Annotated in this window: 21 protein-coding genes and 1 tRNA gene; 12 read left to right on the top strand and 10 right to left on the bottom strand. The window is 64.4% G+C overall.

All coding sequences use genetic code 11. The features are described from left to right. Positions 1 to 87: 87 nt before the first annotated feature. The 5 genes from AAHH99_RS14480 to AAHH99_RS14460 form a co-directional block, all read right to left on the bottom strand. A complete protein-coding gene (locus AAHH99_RS14480) occupies positions 88 to 1,419 on the bottom strand; it encodes a hypothetical protein (RefSeq protein WP_418769221.1) in 1,332 nt (443 codons plus the stop codon). A gap of 288 nt (positions 1,420 to 1,707) precedes the next feature. Beyond that, complete coding sequence (locus AAHH99_RS14475) at positions 1,708 to 3,051, bottom strand: lipase family protein (protein ID WP_418769220.1); 1,344 nt, start codon at positions 3,049 to 3,051, stop codon at positions 1,708 to 1,710. 481 nt (positions 3,052 to 3,532) lie between these two features. Then, positions 3,533 to 3,955: a hypothetical protein gene (locus AAHH99_RS14470; protein WP_418769219.1), complete on the bottom strand. Its 423-nt coding sequence runs from the start codon at positions 3,953 to 3,955 to the stop codon at positions 3,533 to 3,535. Continuing rightward, complete coding sequence (locus AAHH99_RS14465) at positions 3,945 to 4,283, bottom strand: hypothetical protein (RefSeq protein ID WP_418769218.1); 339 nt, start codon at positions 4,281 to 4,283, stop codon at positions 3,945 to 3,947. Before AAHH99_RS14465 ends, AAHH99_RS14470 begins: the two co-directional genes overlap by 11 nt. Before the next feature lie 229 nt (positions 4,284 to 4,512). Continuing rightward, entirely contained in the window at positions 4,513 to 4,824 is a 312-nt protein-coding gene (locus AAHH99_RS14460) for a hypothetical protein (RefSeq protein WP_418769217.1), read from the bottom strand. Between the two features lie 392 nt (positions 4,825 to 5,216). Between AAHH99_RS14460 and AAHH99_RS14455 the strand changes: the two genes are divergently transcribed. Further along, positions 5,217 to 5,414, top strand: a complete 198-nt coding sequence (locus tag AAHH99_RS14455) for a hypothetical protein (RefSeq protein ID WP_418769216.1) — start codon at positions 5,217 to 5,219, stop codon at positions 5,412 to 5,414. Between the two features lie 126 nt (positions 5,415 to 5,540). Here the strand turns inward: AAHH99_RS14455 and AAHH99_RS14450 are convergent, their stop codons facing one another. Together AAHH99_RS14450 and AAHH99_RS14445 are read right to left on the bottom strand one after the other, a co-directional pair. Next, positions 5,541 to 5,741: a hypothetical protein gene (locus AAHH99_RS14450; protein WP_418769215.1), complete on the bottom strand. Its 201-nt coding sequence runs from the start codon at positions 5,739 to 5,741 to the stop codon at positions 5,541 to 5,543. 10 nt (positions 5,742 to 5,751) lie between these two features. Then, positions 5,752 to 6,858 (bottom strand): hypothetical protein, encoded by a 1,107-nt coding sequence (locus AAHH99_RS14445; protein WP_418769214.1) that lies wholly within the window; start codon positions 6,856 to 6,858, stop codon positions 5,752 to 5,754. A 123-nt stretch (positions 6,859 to 6,981) separates the two neighbouring features. On the opposite strand from AAHH99_RS14445, the gene AAHH99_RS14440 reads away from it, so the two are divergent. From AAHH99_RS14440 to AAHH99_RS14420, 5 genes are all read left to right on the top strand, one after another. Then, positions 6,982 to 7,326, top strand: coding sequence for a hypothetical protein (locus AAHH99_RS14440; protein WP_418769213.1), 345 nt, complete (start codon positions 6,982 to 6,984; stop codon positions 7,324 to 7,326). After that, positions 7,323 to 7,982 carry a hypothetical protein gene (locus tag AAHH99_RS14435; protein WP_418769212.1) on the top strand — a complete coding sequence of 220 codons (660 nt, stop codon included), beginning with the start codon at positions 7,323 to 7,325 and terminating at the stop codon, positions 7,980 to 7,982. Before AAHH99_RS14440 ends, AAHH99_RS14435 begins: the two co-directional genes overlap by 4 nt. Beyond that, entirely contained in the window at positions 7,975 to 8,319 is a 345-nt protein-coding gene (locus AAHH99_RS14430; protein ID WP_418769211.1) for a hypothetical protein, read from the top strand. The genes AAHH99_RS14435 and AAHH99_RS14430 overlap by 8 nt, the downstream gene beginning before the upstream one ends. A gap of 551 nt (positions 8,320 to 8,870) precedes the next feature. Then, the gene (locus AAHH99_RS14425; protein WP_418769210.1) at positions 8,871 to 10,046 is read left to right on the top strand and encodes a bifunctional DNA primase/polymerase; all 1,176 of its coding nucleotides are present in this window, start codon (positions 8,871 to 8,873) and stop codon (positions 10,044 to 10,046) included. Then, positions 10,043 to 11,290, top strand: a complete 1,248-nt coding sequence (locus AAHH99_RS14420) for an AAA family ATPase (protein WP_418769209.1) — start codon at positions 10,043 to 10,045, stop codon at positions 11,288 to 11,290. Before AAHH99_RS14425 ends, AAHH99_RS14420 begins: the two co-directional genes overlap by 4 nt. A 172-nt stretch (positions 11,291 to 11,462) precedes the next feature. Here AAHH99_RS14420 and AAHH99_RS14415 read toward each other — a convergent pair whose 3' ends face one another. Next, positions 11,463 to 12,011 carry a hypothetical protein gene (locus AAHH99_RS14415; RefSeq protein WP_418769208.1) on the bottom strand — a complete coding sequence of 183 codons (549 nt, stop codon included), beginning with the start codon at positions 12,009 to 12,011 and terminating at the stop codon, positions 11,463 to 11,465. A gap of 290 nt (positions 12,012 to 12,301) precedes the next feature. On the opposite strand from AAHH99_RS14415, the gene AAHH99_RS14410 reads away from it, so the two are divergent. The 4 genes from AAHH99_RS14410 to AAHH99_RS14395 all read left to right on the top strand — a co-directional run bounded on the left by AAHH99_RS14410 (position 12,302) and on the right by AAHH99_RS14395 (position 15,355). Then, positions 12,302 to 12,805 (top strand): hypothetical protein, encoded by a 504-nt coding sequence (locus AAHH99_RS14410; protein ID WP_418769207.1) that lies wholly within the window; start codon positions 12,302 to 12,304, stop codon positions 12,803 to 12,805. After that, complete coding sequence (locus AAHH99_RS14405) at positions 12,798 to 13,061, top strand: hypothetical protein (RefSeq protein ID WP_418769206.1); 264 nt, start codon at positions 12,798 to 12,800, stop codon at positions 13,059 to 13,061. Before AAHH99_RS14410 ends, AAHH99_RS14405 begins: the two co-directional genes overlap by 8 nt. A 216-nt stretch (positions 13,062 to 13,277) precedes the next feature. Next, positions 13,278 to 13,982 carry a recombinase family protein gene (locus AAHH99_RS14400; RefSeq protein WP_418769205.1) on the top strand — a complete coding sequence of 235 codons (705 nt, stop codon included), beginning with the start codon at positions 13,278 to 13,280 and terminating at the stop codon, positions 13,980 to 13,982. Beyond that, positions 13,979 to 15,355, top strand: coding sequence for a tyrosine-type recombinase/integrase (locus AAHH99_RS14395; protein WP_418769204.1), 1,377 nt, complete (start codon positions 13,979 to 13,981; stop codon positions 15,353 to 15,355). Before AAHH99_RS14400 ends, AAHH99_RS14395 begins: the two co-directional genes overlap by 4 nt. On the opposite strand, the gene AAHH99_RS14390 is transcribed toward AAHH99_RS14395, so the two are convergent. Both AAHH99_RS14390 and AAHH99_RS14385 read right to left on the bottom strand, forming a co-directional pair. Beyond that, the gene (locus tag AAHH99_RS14390; RefSeq protein WP_418769203.1) at positions 15,352 to 15,999 is read right to left on the bottom strand and encodes a hypothetical protein; all 648 of its coding nucleotides are present in this window, start codon (positions 15,997 to 15,999) and stop codon (positions 15,352 to 15,354) included. The genes AAHH99_RS14395 and AAHH99_RS14390 overlap by 4 nt on opposite strands. 187 nt (positions 16,000 to 16,186) lie before the next feature. Beyond that, positions 16,187 to 16,260, bottom strand: a tRNA-Gly gene (locus tag AAHH99_RS14385). Between the two features lie 45 nt (positions 16,261 to 16,305). Here AAHH99_RS14385 and dcd point away from each other — a divergent pair. Further along, positions 16,306 to 16,878 carry a dCTP deaminase gene (gene dcd, locus AAHH99_RS14380; protein WP_064405018.1) on the top strand — a complete coding sequence of 191 codons (573 nt, stop codon included), beginning with the start codon at positions 16,306 to 16,308 and terminating at the stop codon, positions 16,876 to 16,878. Positions 16,879 to 17,139: 261 nt separating this feature from the next. Then, positions 17,140 to 18,753, top strand: coding sequence for a DUF7159 family protein (locus tag AAHH99_RS14375; RefSeq protein WP_418769202.1), 1,614 nt, complete (start codon positions 17,140 to 17,142; stop codon positions 18,751 to 18,753). The last annotated feature ends 5 nt before the right edge of the window (positions 18,754 to 18,758 follow it).

Raw genomic sequence — 18,758 nt, 5'->3', positions numbered from 1 at the left:
GTCAGGCCAATCCACGGTGACGGGGCACGGCAATACCCGGTTGTGTCCGTCATGTCGCTGAATCGAGACCTTCGACGCGTTCGGCCGTTACGGCGCCGTCTTGCGCCGACGGCCTGACAGGAGGAGATACACCACCGCGCCGATCGCCAGCACACCCGCGACGGCCGCGCCGATGGCCACCGGTTTCACCCACGTATCTTGGGCCGGCGCCGCAGTCTCGTTGCTGGTCAACTGAACCTGGTACCCGGGGAGGGGACCTTGTGACGGCGCGACCAGTCCCGGTAGTTGCTGCGTGCTGGTGATCTCGAACAAGCGCTCACCGCCTCCGGTCTTGGTCCAGCGCCCCCACGCGGGGGTCTCCTCGTCGAGAAGCACGCGGTGACCACCGACCGACGGGTCATCGCCGAGATCGGCCAGCGTCTTGACCCGGAACGGTTTCGACTCTCCGTCCTTGTACTTGAGCTGTATGAGCACGTTCTTGAAGGTCGTCGGCGGCTTGGGTTTTGGCGGCGGCGGCTGACCGGGAGCCGGCTGATAGCCGCCACCGGAAAAGCTTCCAGTGGACACCGTGACCGGCTTGCCGGAGGGGTCGCGGTTCACCGCCGTGAAGTTGTACACGCCGGGATTGGGCACCGTGAGTACGGCGCGACCGCTCGGTGGGACGTCGACGACGCGGGTGGTGTTGTTGTACGGGTAGATGATCTGCAGCGGCGTTTTGTACGGATTGGTGAAGACGGGCCGATACCAGCGGTCATAGCCGGTCCACCTCGAATTCCATTGCGTCACTGGGCTGCTCCACGTCGAGGACGTGGTGGAGGTGGTGGTTGTGGTGCTGGTGAACGATTCCAGCGATTCCGTGAGTTCGGTGACCTCCGTCTCCGACGCGGACTCCGAGTCGGCGTCCACCGCATCGGCGCCGTGAGCCTCGTCGAAGTCCCCCTGCGACACCTCGGCGATGTCGGGGTCGGCGGTGTCGGCATCGATTGCCGGGTCGGCGACGTTCGTATCCGGGTCGCCGGGATCACCTGGGTCACCGGGCTCGCCCGGCGCCTCGCCCGGTCCCGGCTCGCCCGGCGCCTCGCCCGGTCCCGGCTCGCCCGGCGCCTCGCCCGGTCCCGGCTCGCCCGGCGCCTCGCCCGGTCCCGGCTCGTCGGGTGCTTCGCCCGGTCCCGGCTCGTCGGGTGCCGGTGCATCCGGCTCGGGAGCCTCGCCGACCGGCCCGCCCGGGTCCTCCGGGGCCGGTTCTTCCACGGGTTCGGCGTAGGAACCGGAAGCATCGACGACCTCGGCCGAGTCGCCGTCCTCGTACGGATCGGCCAAAGCCGGCGGTACGGCACCCAACCACATGGCCGCAGTGACCGCGACCGATGACAAGGCGAGGGCACGGCGCCGGTAGAGGGCGCTTCGAGCTTCGTTCACGTGATCTCCCGTCGTGTGCCGCCTGGCGCGCGTATTTGGCACAGACTTGCGACCTTGGCAGATTCTTCGCGGCCATGGCGGCAAACACGCCGCGGAATTCCAGCCATGCGCTCTGCAAGCGCTCCCTTGAAGCCGACGAGGGTCGTGAGACCCATGATCAGCGACGAATACACCCGCCGGTCCTGTGTGGGGCCGGCGGGTCGGGGTGGGTGTTCAGTGTGCGGTTTCGCCCTGGGAACAGGTCAAATGCCGAAACGAGCGACGGGGCCTGCAGACCGCTGCGGAGACTCACCGCGCATCCGTCGTCGACAGCGGTTGGCGTTCAATAGGCAGTCCGAGGACGACCTTCGCCGTGATGACGCCCAACTTGACCATGCCCAAGTAGGTCGACGGGTTGAACATCGTGGGCCACACCGTGCGCGTTCTGTGCTCGTTGACCGGCCGGTTCGTGAAGCGATCGCGCAGCCACCTCAGCGTCATGGGCGCCGACAGTGGATGCAAGAGCAGATGCCCGCAGAACCGGTCGCGGTGGTAGGTGACCGCTGCACCAAGGCGTTCATACTCGGCCACCAGGGCGTCGACATCGTCAACGCTGATGATTTCGTCGTGCACCGCCTGTATGACCAGCACGGGAGGCTTCGGCCTGGACTTGCCGAGCTTGGTCTCGTCAAAGATGTGGCGCACTTCGGGTAGGTCCCACAGCTCGTCGGCGGTCATGTCGACATAGGACCCGATATCGACATTGCGAAACTTCCATACCGCCTGGGCCGTGGTCATCGTCTGCAACTCATCGAGCAGCGCCTTGCCCTGGTCAGTCGCATGCTCGTTCACCACGTTCCGCGCGCCAGGGAAGACCTGTGTCAATGCCGAGATCATCAGCGCGGCTAGACCGGCGAAGAAGCTGCCGTTGAGGCGGCGTGCCACGCTTCCCGGATCTCCGACGGGCGAACCCAGAACGGCACCAACGACATTGAGCTCCGGCGCATATCGCTCACACAATTCGGCCGCCCACGCCGATGCCAAGCCTCCCCCGGAGTATCCCCACAGACCTACCGGCGCAGAAGGCGACAAGTTCACGCGCTCGCATCGCATCGCCGCGCGCAACCCGTCCAGGATCCGGTAGCCGGGCTCGACGGGAGCGCCCCACATGCCGTGGCAGCCTTCGTGATCGGGTACGCATACCGCCCAGCCTTCGGCCAGTGCGGCGGTCACCAACAGGTACTCGGCTTGGACGAAGCCCCCGATCGGTCGCGCACCGCGCCGCATGGCGAACGAGGGGAAGCAGCGCGACGCCACCGCATCGATCGCGCATTGATAAGACAGCACCGGGCCAGCGACGTTTGACTCGCGCTGCGACGGGACGAGGACGGTGGTTACGGCGACTTCCGGCTCTTCGTGCAGATTAGTGGTGCGGTACAGCAACTGAGTGGCGTGTACTCGCTGACTGATCAGACCCAGAAACCCGATCTCCACGTCACGCGAGCGCAACACCGTGCCGGGTTCAGCGTGCTCGTAGCCCTTCGGCGCTCGGTAGAACGGATCGTCGTCCGGTGAGATCGGGCAATCGCCGGGGCGGATCTCGGCGTGCGGCGGGCTTTCAGCGCACGGTGGCGCGGTGGAGTAGCTGTCCATTGGTGTGGCGACTCCCTAGGCGTTCGCTGGCGGCGCGCATCTGGCCAGAGCTTCTATTACCCGCGGTACCGGCTTTCAACCACCATCCGGAACACCGCGATTGTCGGGCAGTCACTTCTCTATGGGCGTCGGCCGCCGCGGATATGCGCTGATGCGATTTCGTGGAGCCGGTGACGGGAATCGAACCCGCGTTCTCAGCTTGGGAAGCTGTTTCCACAAGGTTGACGCGAAGCCGTGAAGGCACCTAGAAGGCACCGGGTTCTCAGGGTTAGCCCTGATCAGGCTAGCCTTCAGCGGGTCAGTGGAGGCCGTTGCAGCCGGTCACCGGTACGCCCAGCAATCGGCGGTTTTGCGGACTATTTACGGACCCGCCGAGGCCAACGCTCGGCAACTCGAACAAGTGTGCCCGCAGTGAGCCTGCATGCGTCACCGCTGCCCGCAGCAGCGGCACTCGCTGCCTCTGCCCAGGGGGCCTCTACGCTTAGCCTTCCACGGGGCCGTATAACCAGCCGCTATTGCCCCGTTGCCTCGCCCTCGTGTGAAGTTCTCTCGCGTACCGCTCCTGTTGACCGCGAGTTAGGTTCTCCGGGAACCAGATCGTCGCGTGATACGGCGGATTTTCGTTGATGTGCTCGTCATCAAAAGGCTCAAGCCCGGCGTTGTGTACTTCCGCAACAGTGACTCCCCACGTACCAACCGACTGTCCGCCCTCTGCGACATAGGCATCGTGTGCGCCTTTTGCAGTGACTTCTTCACGCCGGGTCGAAAGCTCACGACCGTTTTCTGGTACGAAATTAGACTTGCCGGGACCGTCAGATTTCACCTTGCCAGGGCTGATTTGTCGATATAGCAGCATCGAACTTGGCGGCAGGAAGTTACCGCGATTCGGCTGCTCAACGGACAACCGTGCCGCCTTCGAAGAACTCCATGAGCATGCGGAGGTCGGTGTAGGGCAACTCGATTTCGCGGTCGTCGTCCGGTGTTTGACCGAGACGACAAAGGAACATGCCGCCGTTGCCCTCAAGCTCCGCAATGTAGCTATAGGGACCGCGCTCCCACTCCATCCGAATGCCGCCACCTGGCGTAGCCATCGGTTCGGCATCCATCCGCAGACGCGGGCCGAGTAGGTCGATGAAGCGCGTGTAGTTCATAAGTGCCTGTTTCGACACGGCGATGCTGTTCGGTCCATCCCAACCGTCGCGCAGCGCAAGGAGGGAGTCGAGCCGGGACATGGCTACCCTCCTAACTGCTGCGACGTTCGGAACGTGGCTTTCCGTTGCAATTGGTAGCGACACGCCGACGATAGTTCTTGACAAAGTCGATTGTAGGCCTTTGGGCACAACGTAGCGCCCTGTCCGATTGTGGGTGACCGAGGATCGCCCTGTTACTCGTGTGGTGATTGTGACATTTGGGAAGACCGCTCTGACGGTTTTGCCACCAGACGCCGCGCGGGCCGCGTACTTAGGCACTCGGCGGCAGCTTTCCGAGATGCCTGCCGAGAATTTCCCAAAGTTCCTCTGCTGCGGCACGGCTCATTGCGAAGCTGCCTCGCGGTTGTACTTCAATGCTGTCGTTCTCGGCGGCGAACTGTCGTGCCTCTTCCTGGCGCAACCAAAGCGGGGGCGGCACGTGGCCGAGTGTCAGGTACATCACCCCCTCGCGGTTGCCCTGATCCCAAGCGCAAATCGCCTGGTTGACGACTTGCGCATGTGCTGCGGCGTCCAGTGGCCAAGCGGGAAATAGTTGGGCGCTGTCCTCCCCGGTATCGCTCATGCTCGTCATCTTGGCAGAAGCGCGCTGCGCTCTGGTCAAAAGCAGGGCTAGTTGGGATCTGGTCGTTATCGAGCGGCCACTGTTGAACCCCGCAGCCAGGCGGCGACGGGCGGCATGTTCTGCGAGTGGGCATAGCCCAACGCTCCGGTGGGAACAATTGGCCTGGCCCACTGCGTTGTACCAGCCGAAGGCCAGACGCACGCAACACCAACGCAGCCCGTATACGAAGTCTGAACAAGAGTCCACGTTCGCCGCAGACAGCGCGGCAACTGACTTCGAAGGACAGCGGTAACCAACCCGTCACACGATGCCTTCGCATAAGCCAAGCAATGCTTGCCGCGAGGGCATTTTCTGTTTCTCCCGGCGCAGCACAACCGAACGGAGCAACACCAATGACGGATTTGACGATTGTCGACTCGGAGCGGACGCACGATCACGACACCTGCGAGTGCTGCGGGGAGCCGCTGTGCGAGACAACCGTGATGACGGTGATCGGCTACGACGGCGAGCCGCTGATGCACTTGCAGTTGAACGGGCCGATTCTTTTCGACCCCGAGACGCGTGAGTACATCGTGCCGCTTGCGCCATAAATCCAACCGCCGCAACGCCGTTGGCGGGCTAGGTCTGCGCCACAGAAACGCTAGCCCGCCAACGCGGTTGAACGGGTGGCGGCGGCTGGCTTGGCCGCTTATGGCGGTAACCGCCGCCACCCTGGCTTATGCCCGCAGTTGCCGACCGGGCACGCCGTGGCGCTGGCCGCGGCGGTCAGGGGCGATACCGGGCGACATGCCGCCATACAGACCGCCGTCGTCGGGTGCGGCGTGGCGAGCATGGCGAGGGGTCAGCCCGCTGCCCCAGCTGTATTCGGAGGCTTCGCCGGAATCGCGGAGGCCCCAGTACCTTTCGTACCAGTTCATCGCCAGACGCCTACAGGTTGGCCGTTGGGACTTCGTAGCTGCCAGACGCCTTGATCTGCACGACCGCCGCAGCGCCGCGATGGCGGACACCCGTGCCGAGCCCGCGCTGAAAGAAGCTCTCCACCAACGGGTATTTCGCCCAGTTGCCTTCGATCAGCCTCAGCCCTTGCCAGGCCGGTGACGGGTGCATGCGGCGGGCGATCACGTTTTGCTCGGAATCCGGCCCGCCCGTCGCGAACACGGCGAAGTAGCCTGCGGGCACCAACATCGATTCGATTACCCATGCCTTGCCGTAACTTCCGAGCACCGGTACGCCGTCAACGTCGGTCGGCGGAAGCGCGCCAACGATGGACGACTGGGTGAGGTAGGTCGGCGCGTTGGCGGAAGGAATGAAATCGAAGCGGGCAGTTTGGCCGTTGGCGTTCTCTTCGCCTGCGCGCCAGGACTGGACGTGCTCGGCTTCTGCCGGGTTGAACAATGCGACCAGCTGACTGCCGCTGTCAGCGCCCAAACCATATCCGTGCTCGACCACAAGGCGAACCGCTGCCTCGACGTCGCCTGAATCTAACTCTGCGCCTTGGGAAACCAAGTAGTGGTCATGGCTCCCGGTGAAGGTTCTGCCCATATACGAGGGCGGAACAATGCCGTCGCCGTTCCAAAGGCCGTAGACCGTATGGGCGAAGTCGTTCTCGCCGGGTGTCGGGTCGAACAGCCGTTGCAGCACCAAGCCCTGTACCAGGCGAGCATCGGCGTCGAGCAAGTTGCGCACTCTGTCGGTCACTTGCTCAGATGTGGCGTCGCGAAGGAACTTCCACGTGAACCGAGTTGCCTTGTCCCAATCGGCGTACTGGAAACCCAGCTTGATCACATCAACCGGAGGGTTCAGCGCCGTTGGGGTGCCGAATTCGCTCGCCACGTCGAAGTGCTCTTGAGCAAGCCCCTGAGCGATAGGCGCTGCGGCCTGAGTCGTCGGATAGGACAGCAACGACGCCACGGTCGTCTTATGTTGGTTGTATACCTCGACGGCTCTTTGTATCTCGGCATACACATCCGTGAGCCTCACGCCGTCCGCGAGTTCGTTGATGAGCAGTTGGCCCTGATCGGCGAAGCCTGGCATCACTACCTCCTAGGTCTGTTGCCGATGACGGTACGCCTGAAACCCACTGCGCCGCAGATTACTTACCAACCGTAGGACGCTTCGGGGCGCTTTCGGTCCGGCTGCCGTCGGTACTGCACTCAAATGACTGCGCATCGGTCGCATGAAGTCGCTAGCATTGATAGCAATACCGCACCGAACGGAGTAAACGCGTTGTCTCGCACGCCAATAGCAATGGACATACCGGCACCGCCGATTGGTGTACAGCTGTCGCCGGTAGCCAACAAGACAGCCACCGAAGCAGTCGAATGGTACCGAAGCACGCTGAGCGTCAGCGTCACAACGCGCTACCTCAAGTCGGCCACCGAAGCCGGTGAGCTTCGATGCCAGATCATCGCAGGCAAGCGGCGATACTCCACCGCAGAGCTATACCGCTTCATCGTCACCCGGCCATCGCACACCGCAGCCAAGAAGGAGCACACTGCATGACCAACACCGACCGCCGCGTAGAACTATGGCCCGGTTCGCCGTGGACCGTCACCGCTGACGACCGCGAGGCCATCCGCGCCGAGGCCAGCCAGCATGTCGCCGCCGTGCGCGAGGCCCAACGGACCCTGAACGCGCTGCCGACGCTGGAAGGGCTGCGCCTAGGCCGACTGGCTGACCCGATGCTCTCACCGCAGATGTACGCGAAGGCCAACACCGCCATGCGCCATATCCACACGTGCCACGACATGCAACACATCGACCACAGCGTGCGCGGAGCTTGGGGTTACAACGAGTTCCGGCGCTACGACGCACACGACCCCGCTCTACAGATCGGCGTATCAGTGTGGTTCGCGAACAAACCGAACACCCTGCACGAATACCGGCACGTGCCGACAGATCGGTGGCACTGGTTGCCGCTGCTGAACTGGCCTGAAGGCCGCTGCACGGTCAACGTGGCGGCTGCCTGCGCCGGGATCACGGGCGGCACGGTGTACGTCACCCTGCAACGCGGGCAGCACATCTTGGTCTGGGAGTGCTGCTCGGCATGCTACGAGCACCTGCGCGAACATGTCGAAGGCGGCGACATTCTGGCCGAGGCCGACGCGCAACTAGCCGCCAAGCGGGCACCGCTACCACGGTGGGCACAAAATGCCTAGGCGGTCGCGGTCAGGCCGCATCGCGCCCAATCCGGACACCAAGACTTTGCGGGCAGAAATCAAACAACGGCGACAGGCCATTGCCACATACGCCGCCGTGCAGATTGCGCATCAGCGGGCCGTCCGAGCGGCCAGGGTGGCGCGGGGGCTGGCCGAGGCGGAACAGGTGATCGCGAAGCGGCCCGACCCGACCGCTGACGACTACATACAGCAGGCAAAGGCCGCGCTCGATAAGGCGGACGAGCTGCTCGGCATCAAGCGCCCAGATGCACCAACTGAGGTACCAGCCGGCGCCCAAGCAGACGCACCAGAAACCGAGGCAGCAGCGCAAGATTGAATGGCAACCCCAAAAGTGTGCCGGGGCTAGCACACATGCGTTCCACGGGTGGCACATTCTTGGCCCCTAAGCGGACCGCAGTCCGATAGGTAATGCGTCGCCTAAGCGACGACACGGACCTTGGGTGACCAGCGGCTATCCCTTGATCTGACCCTGATAGGGTTGCAAATACGTTGTGCTGCAATGCAATTGATCTGCCCGCGGTCGTTCGACCGGCGTACGCTGTATGCACGGCAACCGGACGAAAGGACCGCAGGGGCGATGCAGGACAGCAGCAGGTACGACATTCCATTCAAAACCGAGCCAGTCGCAGAAGCGATGGCCGATCTTGGGACACCAATTGCGCATAGGGCGGTATCTGACGCTATCCGCGCTCACCGCATCGGCTTCGTGCAGATCGGACGCGCCAGGTATACGAGTCGCGACGACTTGATCGCGTTCATCGAGTCCTGCCGCGTTGAACCGAAAGTTCCCGCCTGACAAATGGAGATGCCCCCGGTGTCGTGATCCGGCACCGGGGGCAGTACAACCGACCTGAAACGGATGCGACAGTGAGTTTACCCGACACCGACCGACACCGGCAGTTACCTGAATTCCACTGCGGCAACGGTGCTGAGGCATACGGCGCGCATGTCGATTACCTCGCAGATGGTTGGTGTGAAGTCGAGTACGACGGGCTGGATGCCGACGTGTTCACCGCGATTGCCTTGCGCAATCTCGAAACCGGTTGGGGTGCAGTGGCATGCGGACGCATCGACTGGACCAAACCGCATGTCACGCCGCACAAGACGCCCTGGCATGCAGGCGTCACCGGATATGACGGCATCGACGCCACGCCTGCGCAAATTGCCGAATGGCCCGAGAACGTCGTCCGCCGCATCGCGTTTGGTCACGAACGCGGCTTGCTCAACATCGGCGCACGCTTGCCGGTCGGCGTAATCGGCATCGACGTGGACGACTACGACAGCAAGCACGGCGGGACCACGCTGGCCGAGCACGAAGCCCGCCTAGGTCCGCTACCGCCGACCTACCTCGTGACCTCGCGTGGTTACGGGGTATCCGGCGTGCGGCTCTATCGGGTGCCGCCGCAGTGGTGCGGGGTTGGTGTGCTCGACGGCGGCGATGTGGAGCTACTGCAACGGCATCACCGCTTCGTTGTCGCGCCGGGCGGGCTGCACCGCAGCGGCGCGCATTATCGGCTGTACGGCCCGCAGGGCGACGTAATCGCCTCCGGTGTGCTGCCGTCGCCGAATGCCCTGCCGGTCCTGTCTGACGCCTGGCTGACCGACCTGCACCGCCAGCCCCGCAAGCGCGGCACACCGGCTACGACGGGCGACCTACGCCAGGCCGCCGAAGAGTGGTGCTTTGACGAGTACCCGCAGGCACTCCGCAAGACCGTCCGCGATGTGCTCAAAGCAACCGGCGAGGGCCAGACCCGCAACGCCTATCACCGCGCACTGTGGATAGCGGCACGCAAGGCGCGTGCGGGTTGCTACCCGTGGACGACCGCCCGCGACGCCATCGAAGCCGCCGCCATCGCGGCTTACGCCGAACGCGGGCGTGGGCTTGATGTTGAGGACTTCAACCGCAGCACCGAGCACGCCGTATCCGTGGCACTCGACATGACCGCAGCCGAGATTGCGAAGTGGGGTGGCGAGCGGGTGCCGATACGAACGTGCAAGCCGAGAAGGCCACATGCACCCCGACGAGCACGGAGGATCGCGTGACATACGACGACGTGCGCACCGACCCCGGCTATCAGGAGTTCGTCAAAGGCGAGCGGTTCTACAGGGCGGCGAGGGCGGACCTTGACCGCGAGGAGGCGCAGGCGCTTTGGGTACCGCCACCGATCCCGAAGAATGCGTACGACCAACTAGCCGACGGTGTGCGAGCGATAGATTTCGTCGTTGACGGCCTATGGACAGGCGTTGCCCAAGTCAACGCTCAAAAGAAGAGCGGCAAAACGACTCTGGCGATGAACGCTATGCAATCGCTCTTGACCGGCGAGGCGTTTCTCGGCAGATTTGCCGTCAATACGACGACAGAGGACCGTGTTGCGTACCTGAACATGGAACTGACGCAAGCAATGTTTCTCGAATGGACGGTGCGCATGCAGATCGCCGACGAGCATCTGAAGCGCCTTGATCCATACCATGCCCGTGAACACGGTGCAGTGAACTTTCGCAGCGACCTGGCTGTCGAATGGCTCATCAAGTGGCTGCGGAGCAACGGGATAACGCTGCTCGTCATTGACCCTCTCAGTAGCATCTACAACCCGTCGGAGTGGGGCACTTCGGACCCGAATGCCGCCTACGGACGCTTTTTTGCAGTGCTCGAAGACGTTGTGCGACAGGCGAATCTGCGCGGCGTGCTCATAGTGCATCACACCGGTTTTAGCGAAGACGCCGCCAATAGGGCGAGGGGCGCGAGCGCGATGATGGACAAGCCCGACGTGAACTGGGCCTACCGTTACAACGTGGCCTCGGGCGGCAGCTTCACCGACAAGCCCGGTGACAACAAGCGCTACCTCAGTGCTTTTGGCCGAGGCGACGTGGACATTGACGAATTCGAAATCGACTACAACGCGGCGACACGACGGCTGTATGCGACCGGAACTGGTAGCAGACGTGAAGCGGCGAAGGTGGCGAACGCGAGACGTTTCTACGACGCGGTTCGTCAACTGACCGCAGAAGGTGCTGAACCGACGAAGGCCGACGTATACGCGAGACTCGATTGGTCAACGTCAGGAAGCTCAGCGCGTGACCCCGACGCAGCCCGCAAGTACGCGATTGACGAGGGTTGGGTGAATACGCGGAAGGGGCCGGGGAATTCTCAACTGCACTCGGTAGGCGACCGCCGACCCTGTGGCTACGGCGATGCGTCAGCGGTGAAACTTCCGATACTTCCCGCAACTTCGCGAAGTACAGAAGCACGTACTTCCGAACCTTCTAGGGAGGAAGTACGTGAATGAACGACTGCGAGCACGTTCGCCGCGATGTCGGGAAGGAAGGTTTCGTTGTGACGAACTGCTACACGCGGCCAGAGCCGCCCTACGCGTACCAGCCGGCCCAGTACCGCCGGATTCCAAATCGCCCACCGCGCAACCCGTGGAGCGAGCCGAGGCCGAAGGCAGGCCGACCGTGCTAGTGCTCTTCGCCGCGACGCCGCAACTCTTCCGCTCGGGCCCGAAGTTGTTTAGCACGGGCTTGCTTCTCGGCGGCGGTGGTCTCAGCCTGCGCGATACGTTCGTCCCAGTCAGTTCGCGAATCGGGGCGCGGCGATGGAGTGGGTGCAATGTTATGTGGCGTCGTGGCGTTCCCGCCCATGAAGTACTTGTGCGTGATGCCGTCGAGGAACCCGCCGAGGGTCTTCTTGATCGGTACGCGGTGAGCTTGATCGCAGCGCCAGCAGACGTAGGTGTCAACTTCGTTCTTCACGAAGTTGCGCGCTTCGCAACGTCCGCACCAGAACTCGCGTGTAAAGGGGGGCGGCTTACCTTCTCGGGGCTGAGCAATCGCGGCGGCTGCGACGCCGAACGGACCGGGCAGGAACAGCAGCGTCAGAACGAAGAACGTTCCCTGGCGGCCTCTCGGCGCGACAATCGCCGCGACCGTGGGGAACAGAATGATCAGCAGCACAATCGCAACTGGGAGGATTGCGCCGAAGTCAAGCGATCGGTATTGGTCATCCATAAGCCGATGTTGCCTCGCCGGTTGCACTGCGTGGGCCAAATTCGATTGATCTGCGTGGCAACTGCGAAGAGAAGGACACTGACGGCATGACGACCCATGCGAAGACGGACCCTTCCGCCCTGCCCGACCCGCACGCCGACAAGCGGTGTACAGCGCGAAGCTCCCGCACTGGAAAGCCCTGCCGCGCCTACCGTGTGCCCGGTGCTGTTGTCTGCAAGATGCACGGCGGAAGCGCCCCGCAAGTCAAGGCCGCTGCCAAACGCCGCCTAGAACAAGCGGCAGATGTGTTGGTGCAACGGCTTATTGGGTTCGCCCTTGACGATGACGCCGACATGCCGCCCGCCGTTGCCCTGGCCGCGATCCGCGACGCCCTGGACCGCGCAGGCTTGAACCCGAAGACCGCCGTCGAAGTCGAAGTCGGGCCGACACCAGCCTTCCAACAGTTGTTCACCGGCATTGATCGGAGCGTCCGCCGCGACGGCACCCGAGTGCCCGAGCAACCCGCCCCGGCACTGCCTGCGCCCGAAATCCTTGACGCCGAGATAGTGCTCGACACACCCGCACGCGACGGCCCCGAAACGCGGCCTGAGCGCCCACGTACGCCCACGACACCCGGTAGCGCGACACCCGGTAGGCCAGAAACGGCAGAAGGCCGTACAGCGCCGCACCGCCAGTCGCCCTGGACAGGACCGCCCCCAGATTCCCCAGCGGCCCGCCGTCCCGGTACCGAGCTACAGACGATGGAGCAAGCCGCAGCCGAGCTGGCCCGCGAGCGCAGGCGGGGCCGTGCCTGACTGGCGCTACCCCGACGAGCCTTCGGCGTGGCCGCAGCGTTGGCGACGCGACAACAGCCGCGCACCGGACCCGATGAGCGGCATACCCGGTCGGGGCACGCGGGTGCAGGTGTTCGACGGGCGGGACCGCCACGGCGGGCAGATCGGCATTGTTCAGCGCGTGACGTTTGACGCTGGCGAACTGGTGCTGACGGTGACGTTCGCGGACGGTACGGCGGACGTTTACTTCGCCGATCAAGTGCTGATGAGGCGGTGAGCATGAAACACGCTGTGCACCAACGTGAGTAGTGGAGCGGATGACGAACGCCCATGGTGCGCATGGGGTGTTGATAACCGAATACTATTGGCCCACAACGGAACCCACTAGCCCTGACCATGACAATGCAGGTCAGACGCGGTAGCCTGAAGGCGCTACTCATACAGGAATGAAGAGCACAACGCTCTGACCTGCGAATATTGAAAAGGGGCGGGCATGAAGGTAGTCGCCTACGTGCGTGTGTCGTCGGCCAAGCAGCAAGAGGCGTTCGGCCCTGACGTGCAGCGCGCAGCGATACGAGAGTGGGCCAAGCGGCACGGCCACAGGATCACGGCGTGGCGTGAGGACGCGATCAGCGGTGCCAGCGAGCTTGCCGACCGGGACGGCTGGCTGATGGCAGCCGAGGCGGTCAAGACCGGCAAGGCCGAGGGCGTCGTAGTCGCACGACTGGACCGGCTGGCGCGTGACGTGATGATTCAAGAACTGTTGTTGCGCAGGCTGTCTGAGTTCGGCGGTGTCGTGCTGTCCGCTCGCGACGGTGAGAACGACATGCTCATCGGCACGTCGAACGACCCTAGCCGCAAGATGATTCGCACGATTCTCGGCGCGATCAGCGAGTACGACCGCGAGATGACGGTGGAGCGGCTGGCCGCAGCACGACGCGCCAAGGCCGCGAAGGGCGGCTACGCACACGGCACCGTGCCCTACGGCTACCGCAGCGCCAAGGGCAAGCTGGTGCCGGTACCTGCCGAGCAGCGCGCCTTGGCCTTGATGTGCCAGCTTGCGGCGCAGGGCGAGACGCTGACCGACATTGCCGCCCGCCTCAACGATGACGGTGTGCCGACACGACGCGGCGGCAAGTGGCGACACGGCACCGTTGCGCGGATACTCAAGCGGCACAACGAGCGGACGGCAGCATGAGCACTAACGGTTGGACACGTAAGCGAAACAACGGATGGCTCGCAGGGTGGCGCAACCCTGACGGCACCGAGAGAAACCACGGCCTGTTCGATACACGCAAAGCGGCGCGCAACTGGCTGGCGACGGAAGTGCTGCCGAAGCTGGCACGTGGCGTCAGCGTTGACCCGAAAGCCGGTGCAATCCTGTTCCGCGACGCGGCGCAGGCGTGGCTGGATTCTCGACGCGACGAACTCAAGCCGAGCACACTTGACGGCTACCGCTACGCTTTGCGGCCTAAGGGGGAGCGGCGCGGTGACGGCAAAACACTTGGCATCGACGCGGTTTGGGGCGGCTACCCGATCAACGCGATAACCCGCGACGGCATACAGCAGTGGGTTCAGCGAATGACCGACGCGGGCAAGAAGCCGAGCACCGTCCGCCACACGTACGAGATTGTGCGGATGGTGCTGGAACAGGCGGTGATCGACTACCGGCTACCCGCCAACCCCGCCGATCACGTCAAGCTGCCGACGAACCACAGCGCAGGCCGCACGGTCGGTGTCGTGGACGATCCGGCGATGTTCCTGACCCCAACACAAGTCGAAGCCCTCGTAGACGCCCTGCCTTGGCCGTACAACGTCTACGCACACTTGGCGGCGTGGTCCGGTCTGCGAGCGGCTGAACTGTGCGCACTTCGCGTAGGCGACGTGAAGCTGCCTGACGCGACGACCGGGCAGCTGCGGGTGGACTGGACCGTACGCGTCATCGGCGGCGAAGCGACGTACTACGACCCGAAGACGAAGGGCAGTCGCCGCACGGTGCCGTTGCCACCGCAGACAGTCGGAGTGCTTCGCGACTACCTCTCAGATCACCCATACGGCGACAACCTGGACGCACCGCTGTTCCCGAACATGCGCCTAGTGCCGCCGCGACCGACCGGACTAAAGTCCGACGCCCCCACAACTGCGACGGCACGTGCACAGCAGCAAGTGGCAGCTCTGGCCGCGCTCACGGTGGAAGAAGCCGAGGCGCGGCTAGTGCTTGATTGGAGCGAACCGCTACGTCACGGCACGTTTTACAAGGCGGTGTTTCGCCCCGCCGTGCTGCGGGCCAACCGGACGGCTCAGGCGACTAAAGACCGCGCCGCGATGTTGCCGCCTGCGCTGAAATTCCACGCGCTGCGGCACACATACGCGAGCATCTGCGCCGAGCACGACGTGCCGATCAGAGAAGTCGCGGCGTTCATGGGCCATGCGTCACCGCGCACGACAGAGACGGTCTACACGCACCTGTTCAAGAAGGACGACCACGCGGGCGCGATGGCGAAGCTTGGCGCGGCGCAGGCTACGACCGCACGCAGGCGAGCGAACAACGTAATTCGATTGAGCGGCTAGCCGTCGTCTCTGGGTCTGCTCATGTACCGCCAGATGGCGTGATCGAGAATGATCGGTGATATGCCCAGGCGGTGCGCGGCTTCTGTCACGAGTTCTTCGACTTGGTTAGCCCCTGGATTGCGGCCGATAGCTTGCTCGACGAACCGGCTGACTAATGTATCGGCCTTCACGCCCTCATGCCCGAGGAGCATTGCGAAGTAAGCCCATGTCACTGGGCCAAGCCCTTTGGTGCCGGTATAAGCGGCACGGTGCTGCGATGAATCCCTGTCGAGGTCTCCAGCATGGATCACGCCTGCATCGACCAATCGACGCGCCGCCGAAACGATGGCCTCAGCTTTGGTCACACCGCCTGTCTTCTGACGGTTGGACAAAACGGTCTGGAGTTCAGCCGAGTCGGTCGCTGCGAGTGTGCGCAAGTCATCCCATGAGTCGCGGTCGGATCGAGATTTCTTGTACGAGGCAATTGCGCCGCGTACTCCGGTCGATGCCGATACGCCATACACAGCTCGGATCGAAAGCACAGCGTCGATCAGGGCTAACTCGATGTTTCCGGGCCATCCATCGGGAACGAGGTCGAAGCGTGGAGGTAGCTTCTGTTTTACATGGCCCACCAGCGCCTCAACGTCGGCGTCGTTCATCGTCATGTCATCTCCCGCCAGTGGTCTAACTCACGCGAATCATGGCAGCCGGTACTGACAACGACACCACACTAGGCCGTCCGCAGCGAACAACCTCGTGCGTTTGGTCCTTTGATTGAATCCGAACGCGGACCTAGTGCGGACCTATAGCGACCACGCAAGACGGATCGGACACTATTCGGGCTGGTAACCGTGGAGCCGGTGACGGGAATCGAACCCGCGTTCTCAGCTTGGGAAGCTGATGTTCTGCCATTGAACTACACCGGCTTGTTTGAGCACGAAGGCTAACATCCGAGCCGCTAGGCTCGTCGGGTGCTGCTCTCCGACCGCGACATCCGCGCCGAGATCGCTGCCGAGCGACTGGGGCTCGATCCGTTCGACGACTCCCTGGTCCAGCCGTCCAGCATCGACGTCCGCCTCGACAACCTGTTCCGCGTCTTCAACAACACGCGATATACGCACATCGACCCGGCCAAGCAGCAAGACGAGCTGACCACCCTGGTCCAAGCCGAGCCGGGTGAGCCGTTCGTGCTGCACCCCGGCGAGTTCGTGCTCGGGTCGACGCTGGAACTGTGCACGCTGCCCGACGATCTCGCGGGCCGGCTGGAGGGCAAGTCGTCGCTGGGCCGGCTGGGGCTGTTGACGCACTCCACCGCGGGATTCATCGACCCGGGGTTCTCCGGGCACATCACTCTGGAGTTGTCGAACGTCGCGAATCTTCCGATCACGCTGTGGCCGGGAATGAAGATCGGCCAGCTGTGCCTGCTGCGGCTGACCAGCCCCGCGGAGCACCCCTATGGCAGCGCGCGGGTCGGCTCGAAGTATCAGGGCCAGCGCGGTCCGACCCCCTCGCGGTCGTATCAGAACTTCATCAAGTCGAGTTGATCCTGCGTCCAGGAGGCGTCTGACGCGGATTTTCACGCTCTGAGCGCAGAGTCGACGAGACGAGTTGAACCGCTCGGCGCGGACGGTCGTTGAACACGAGTAGGGTCGATATACCAAACGTCGGCAGCATCGACCCAGCAAATGTCGGTGGAGGCGTAACACCTGTCCTGCTCACGGCGATGAACCACTAGTCGCCGACTTGTGCGAGGCGAGATGCCGATCGGCGATCCAGGCTTGGCAGCAAACGTTTTTGGAGGGGCAGTGGACATCGTTCTGGGTGTATCGATGACACTTGCGACGGTCCGCATGGTGCTGGTCGAAGGCGAGATGGCCGACGGGGCCACCGTCGACCACGACGTCTTCGATGTCAGCGGTAATGGTGGCTCAGCAACATCGGGCGCCGCCGCCCAGGTGGTGGACGCGGTGCTCGGCACCAAGGAAAGCGCTGAGGCGGGTGGTCATGATTTGAAGGCCATCGGCGTCACGTGGAGCGATCACGCCGAGGCCGCGAAACTGCGCGACGCGCTCGCCGCCCGCGATATCGACGACGTCATGCTGGTCTCCGATGGACACGCCGCGGGCTCACTCGCCCAGGCCGTCGGAAGGGCGGTCGGCTACGACACCACCGCACTGCTGTTCATCGACCGCGACACCGCGACCCTGTCGGTCGTCCAGACCGACGACGGGTCGGTGGTCAAAGTGCTCAGCAGCAGCCTGCACAGCCAGGACGCGCTGGCCGTGCTCGCCGATATGGCCGCCGCCGTCGATGCCCAGGACAACCCGCCGCAAGGCATGTTCGTCGTCGGATCCGGCGTCGACGTGAGCTCGGTGAAGAGCCATCTCGAGCATCTGGTGAGCCTGCCGGTGCACGCCCCCGACGAGCCGGAGATGGCGCTAGCGAGGGGTGCGGCGCTGGCCGCCGCGGCCGCTCCGGCCTTGGAGGCGTCCACCGTCGGCCTGGCCTACTCCCAGGACCCCGACGGCACCACCGCGGGTTCGGTGTACGCCGGGCTCGCCGGCGCGCCAACCCAATTGGCGCCCGCGGGCGGTGACGGCGCCTCCGTGGGCGACTACACGTCGCGGACCGACCTGAATGCCGCGGCCACCGAGGATCGCAAGCCGTTCCTGCTCGTCGGCAGCGCGATGGCGTCGATCTTTGTGGTCGGCGTTGTCGCGCTCGTGATCTCGCTCGCGGTGAGTATCCGCCCGACGGCCGACCAGCGGCCGAGCCCGGGGCAGAGCGCGATCGTGCCCAGCACCGTCGCGCCCGCCCCGCCACCTCCGCCGGCCGAACAGGCGCAGCCGGTTCAGGCGCCCCCGCCCCCACAGGCGGAGACCATCAAGGCCCCCGTGCCGGTCGCTGCGCAGCAGCCCGCTCCGCAGGCGCCGCCGCGGACGGTCTATGTCGAGGCGCCGCCTCCAGCGCCGCAAGCCCCGGCGCCCGCGCCTCCGCCCGTGGCGCCGCCGCCCGCGCCGGCACCCGTGGCTCCCGCCCCAGTGGCTCCGGCCCCGGTTCCGGTGTACGTGCCGCCGGTGGTGGCACCGCCGCAGTACTACCCCCGGCCGCAGAACCCGTGGCCCCCGCCAAGGTGGACGCCGCCGAAGGTCCCGACGTGGACGCCGCCGTGGCAGGACGAGCCCGAGGAGCCAGAGCTGCCCAGGCCTCAGGTTCCGCCGTGGCAGAACGGCCCGGGTAGCGGCTCGGGGTCGGGTGGCTATCCGGGCAGCGGTTCGGGCGGCTATCCCGGCAGCTCCGGTCGATACCCCGGCAGCGGTTCGGGTGGATCGGGCGACAGCGGCTCTTCCCGCGGGCCGGGCAGCTCTTCCGGTCGCGGCGGAGGGTCGATCTGCGTGCTGAACATCTGTGCCGGCTAGTCACA

It is taken from the genome of Mycobacterium neumannii, assembly GCF_048452905.1.
GTDB classification, from domain to species: Bacteria; Actinomycetota; Actinomycetes; order Mycobacteriales; family Mycobacteriaceae; genus Mycobacterium; species Mycobacterium neumannii_B.
Note: the sequence above shows the minus strand (reverse complement) of the source record. Positions and strands in the feature narration are given on the sequence as shown.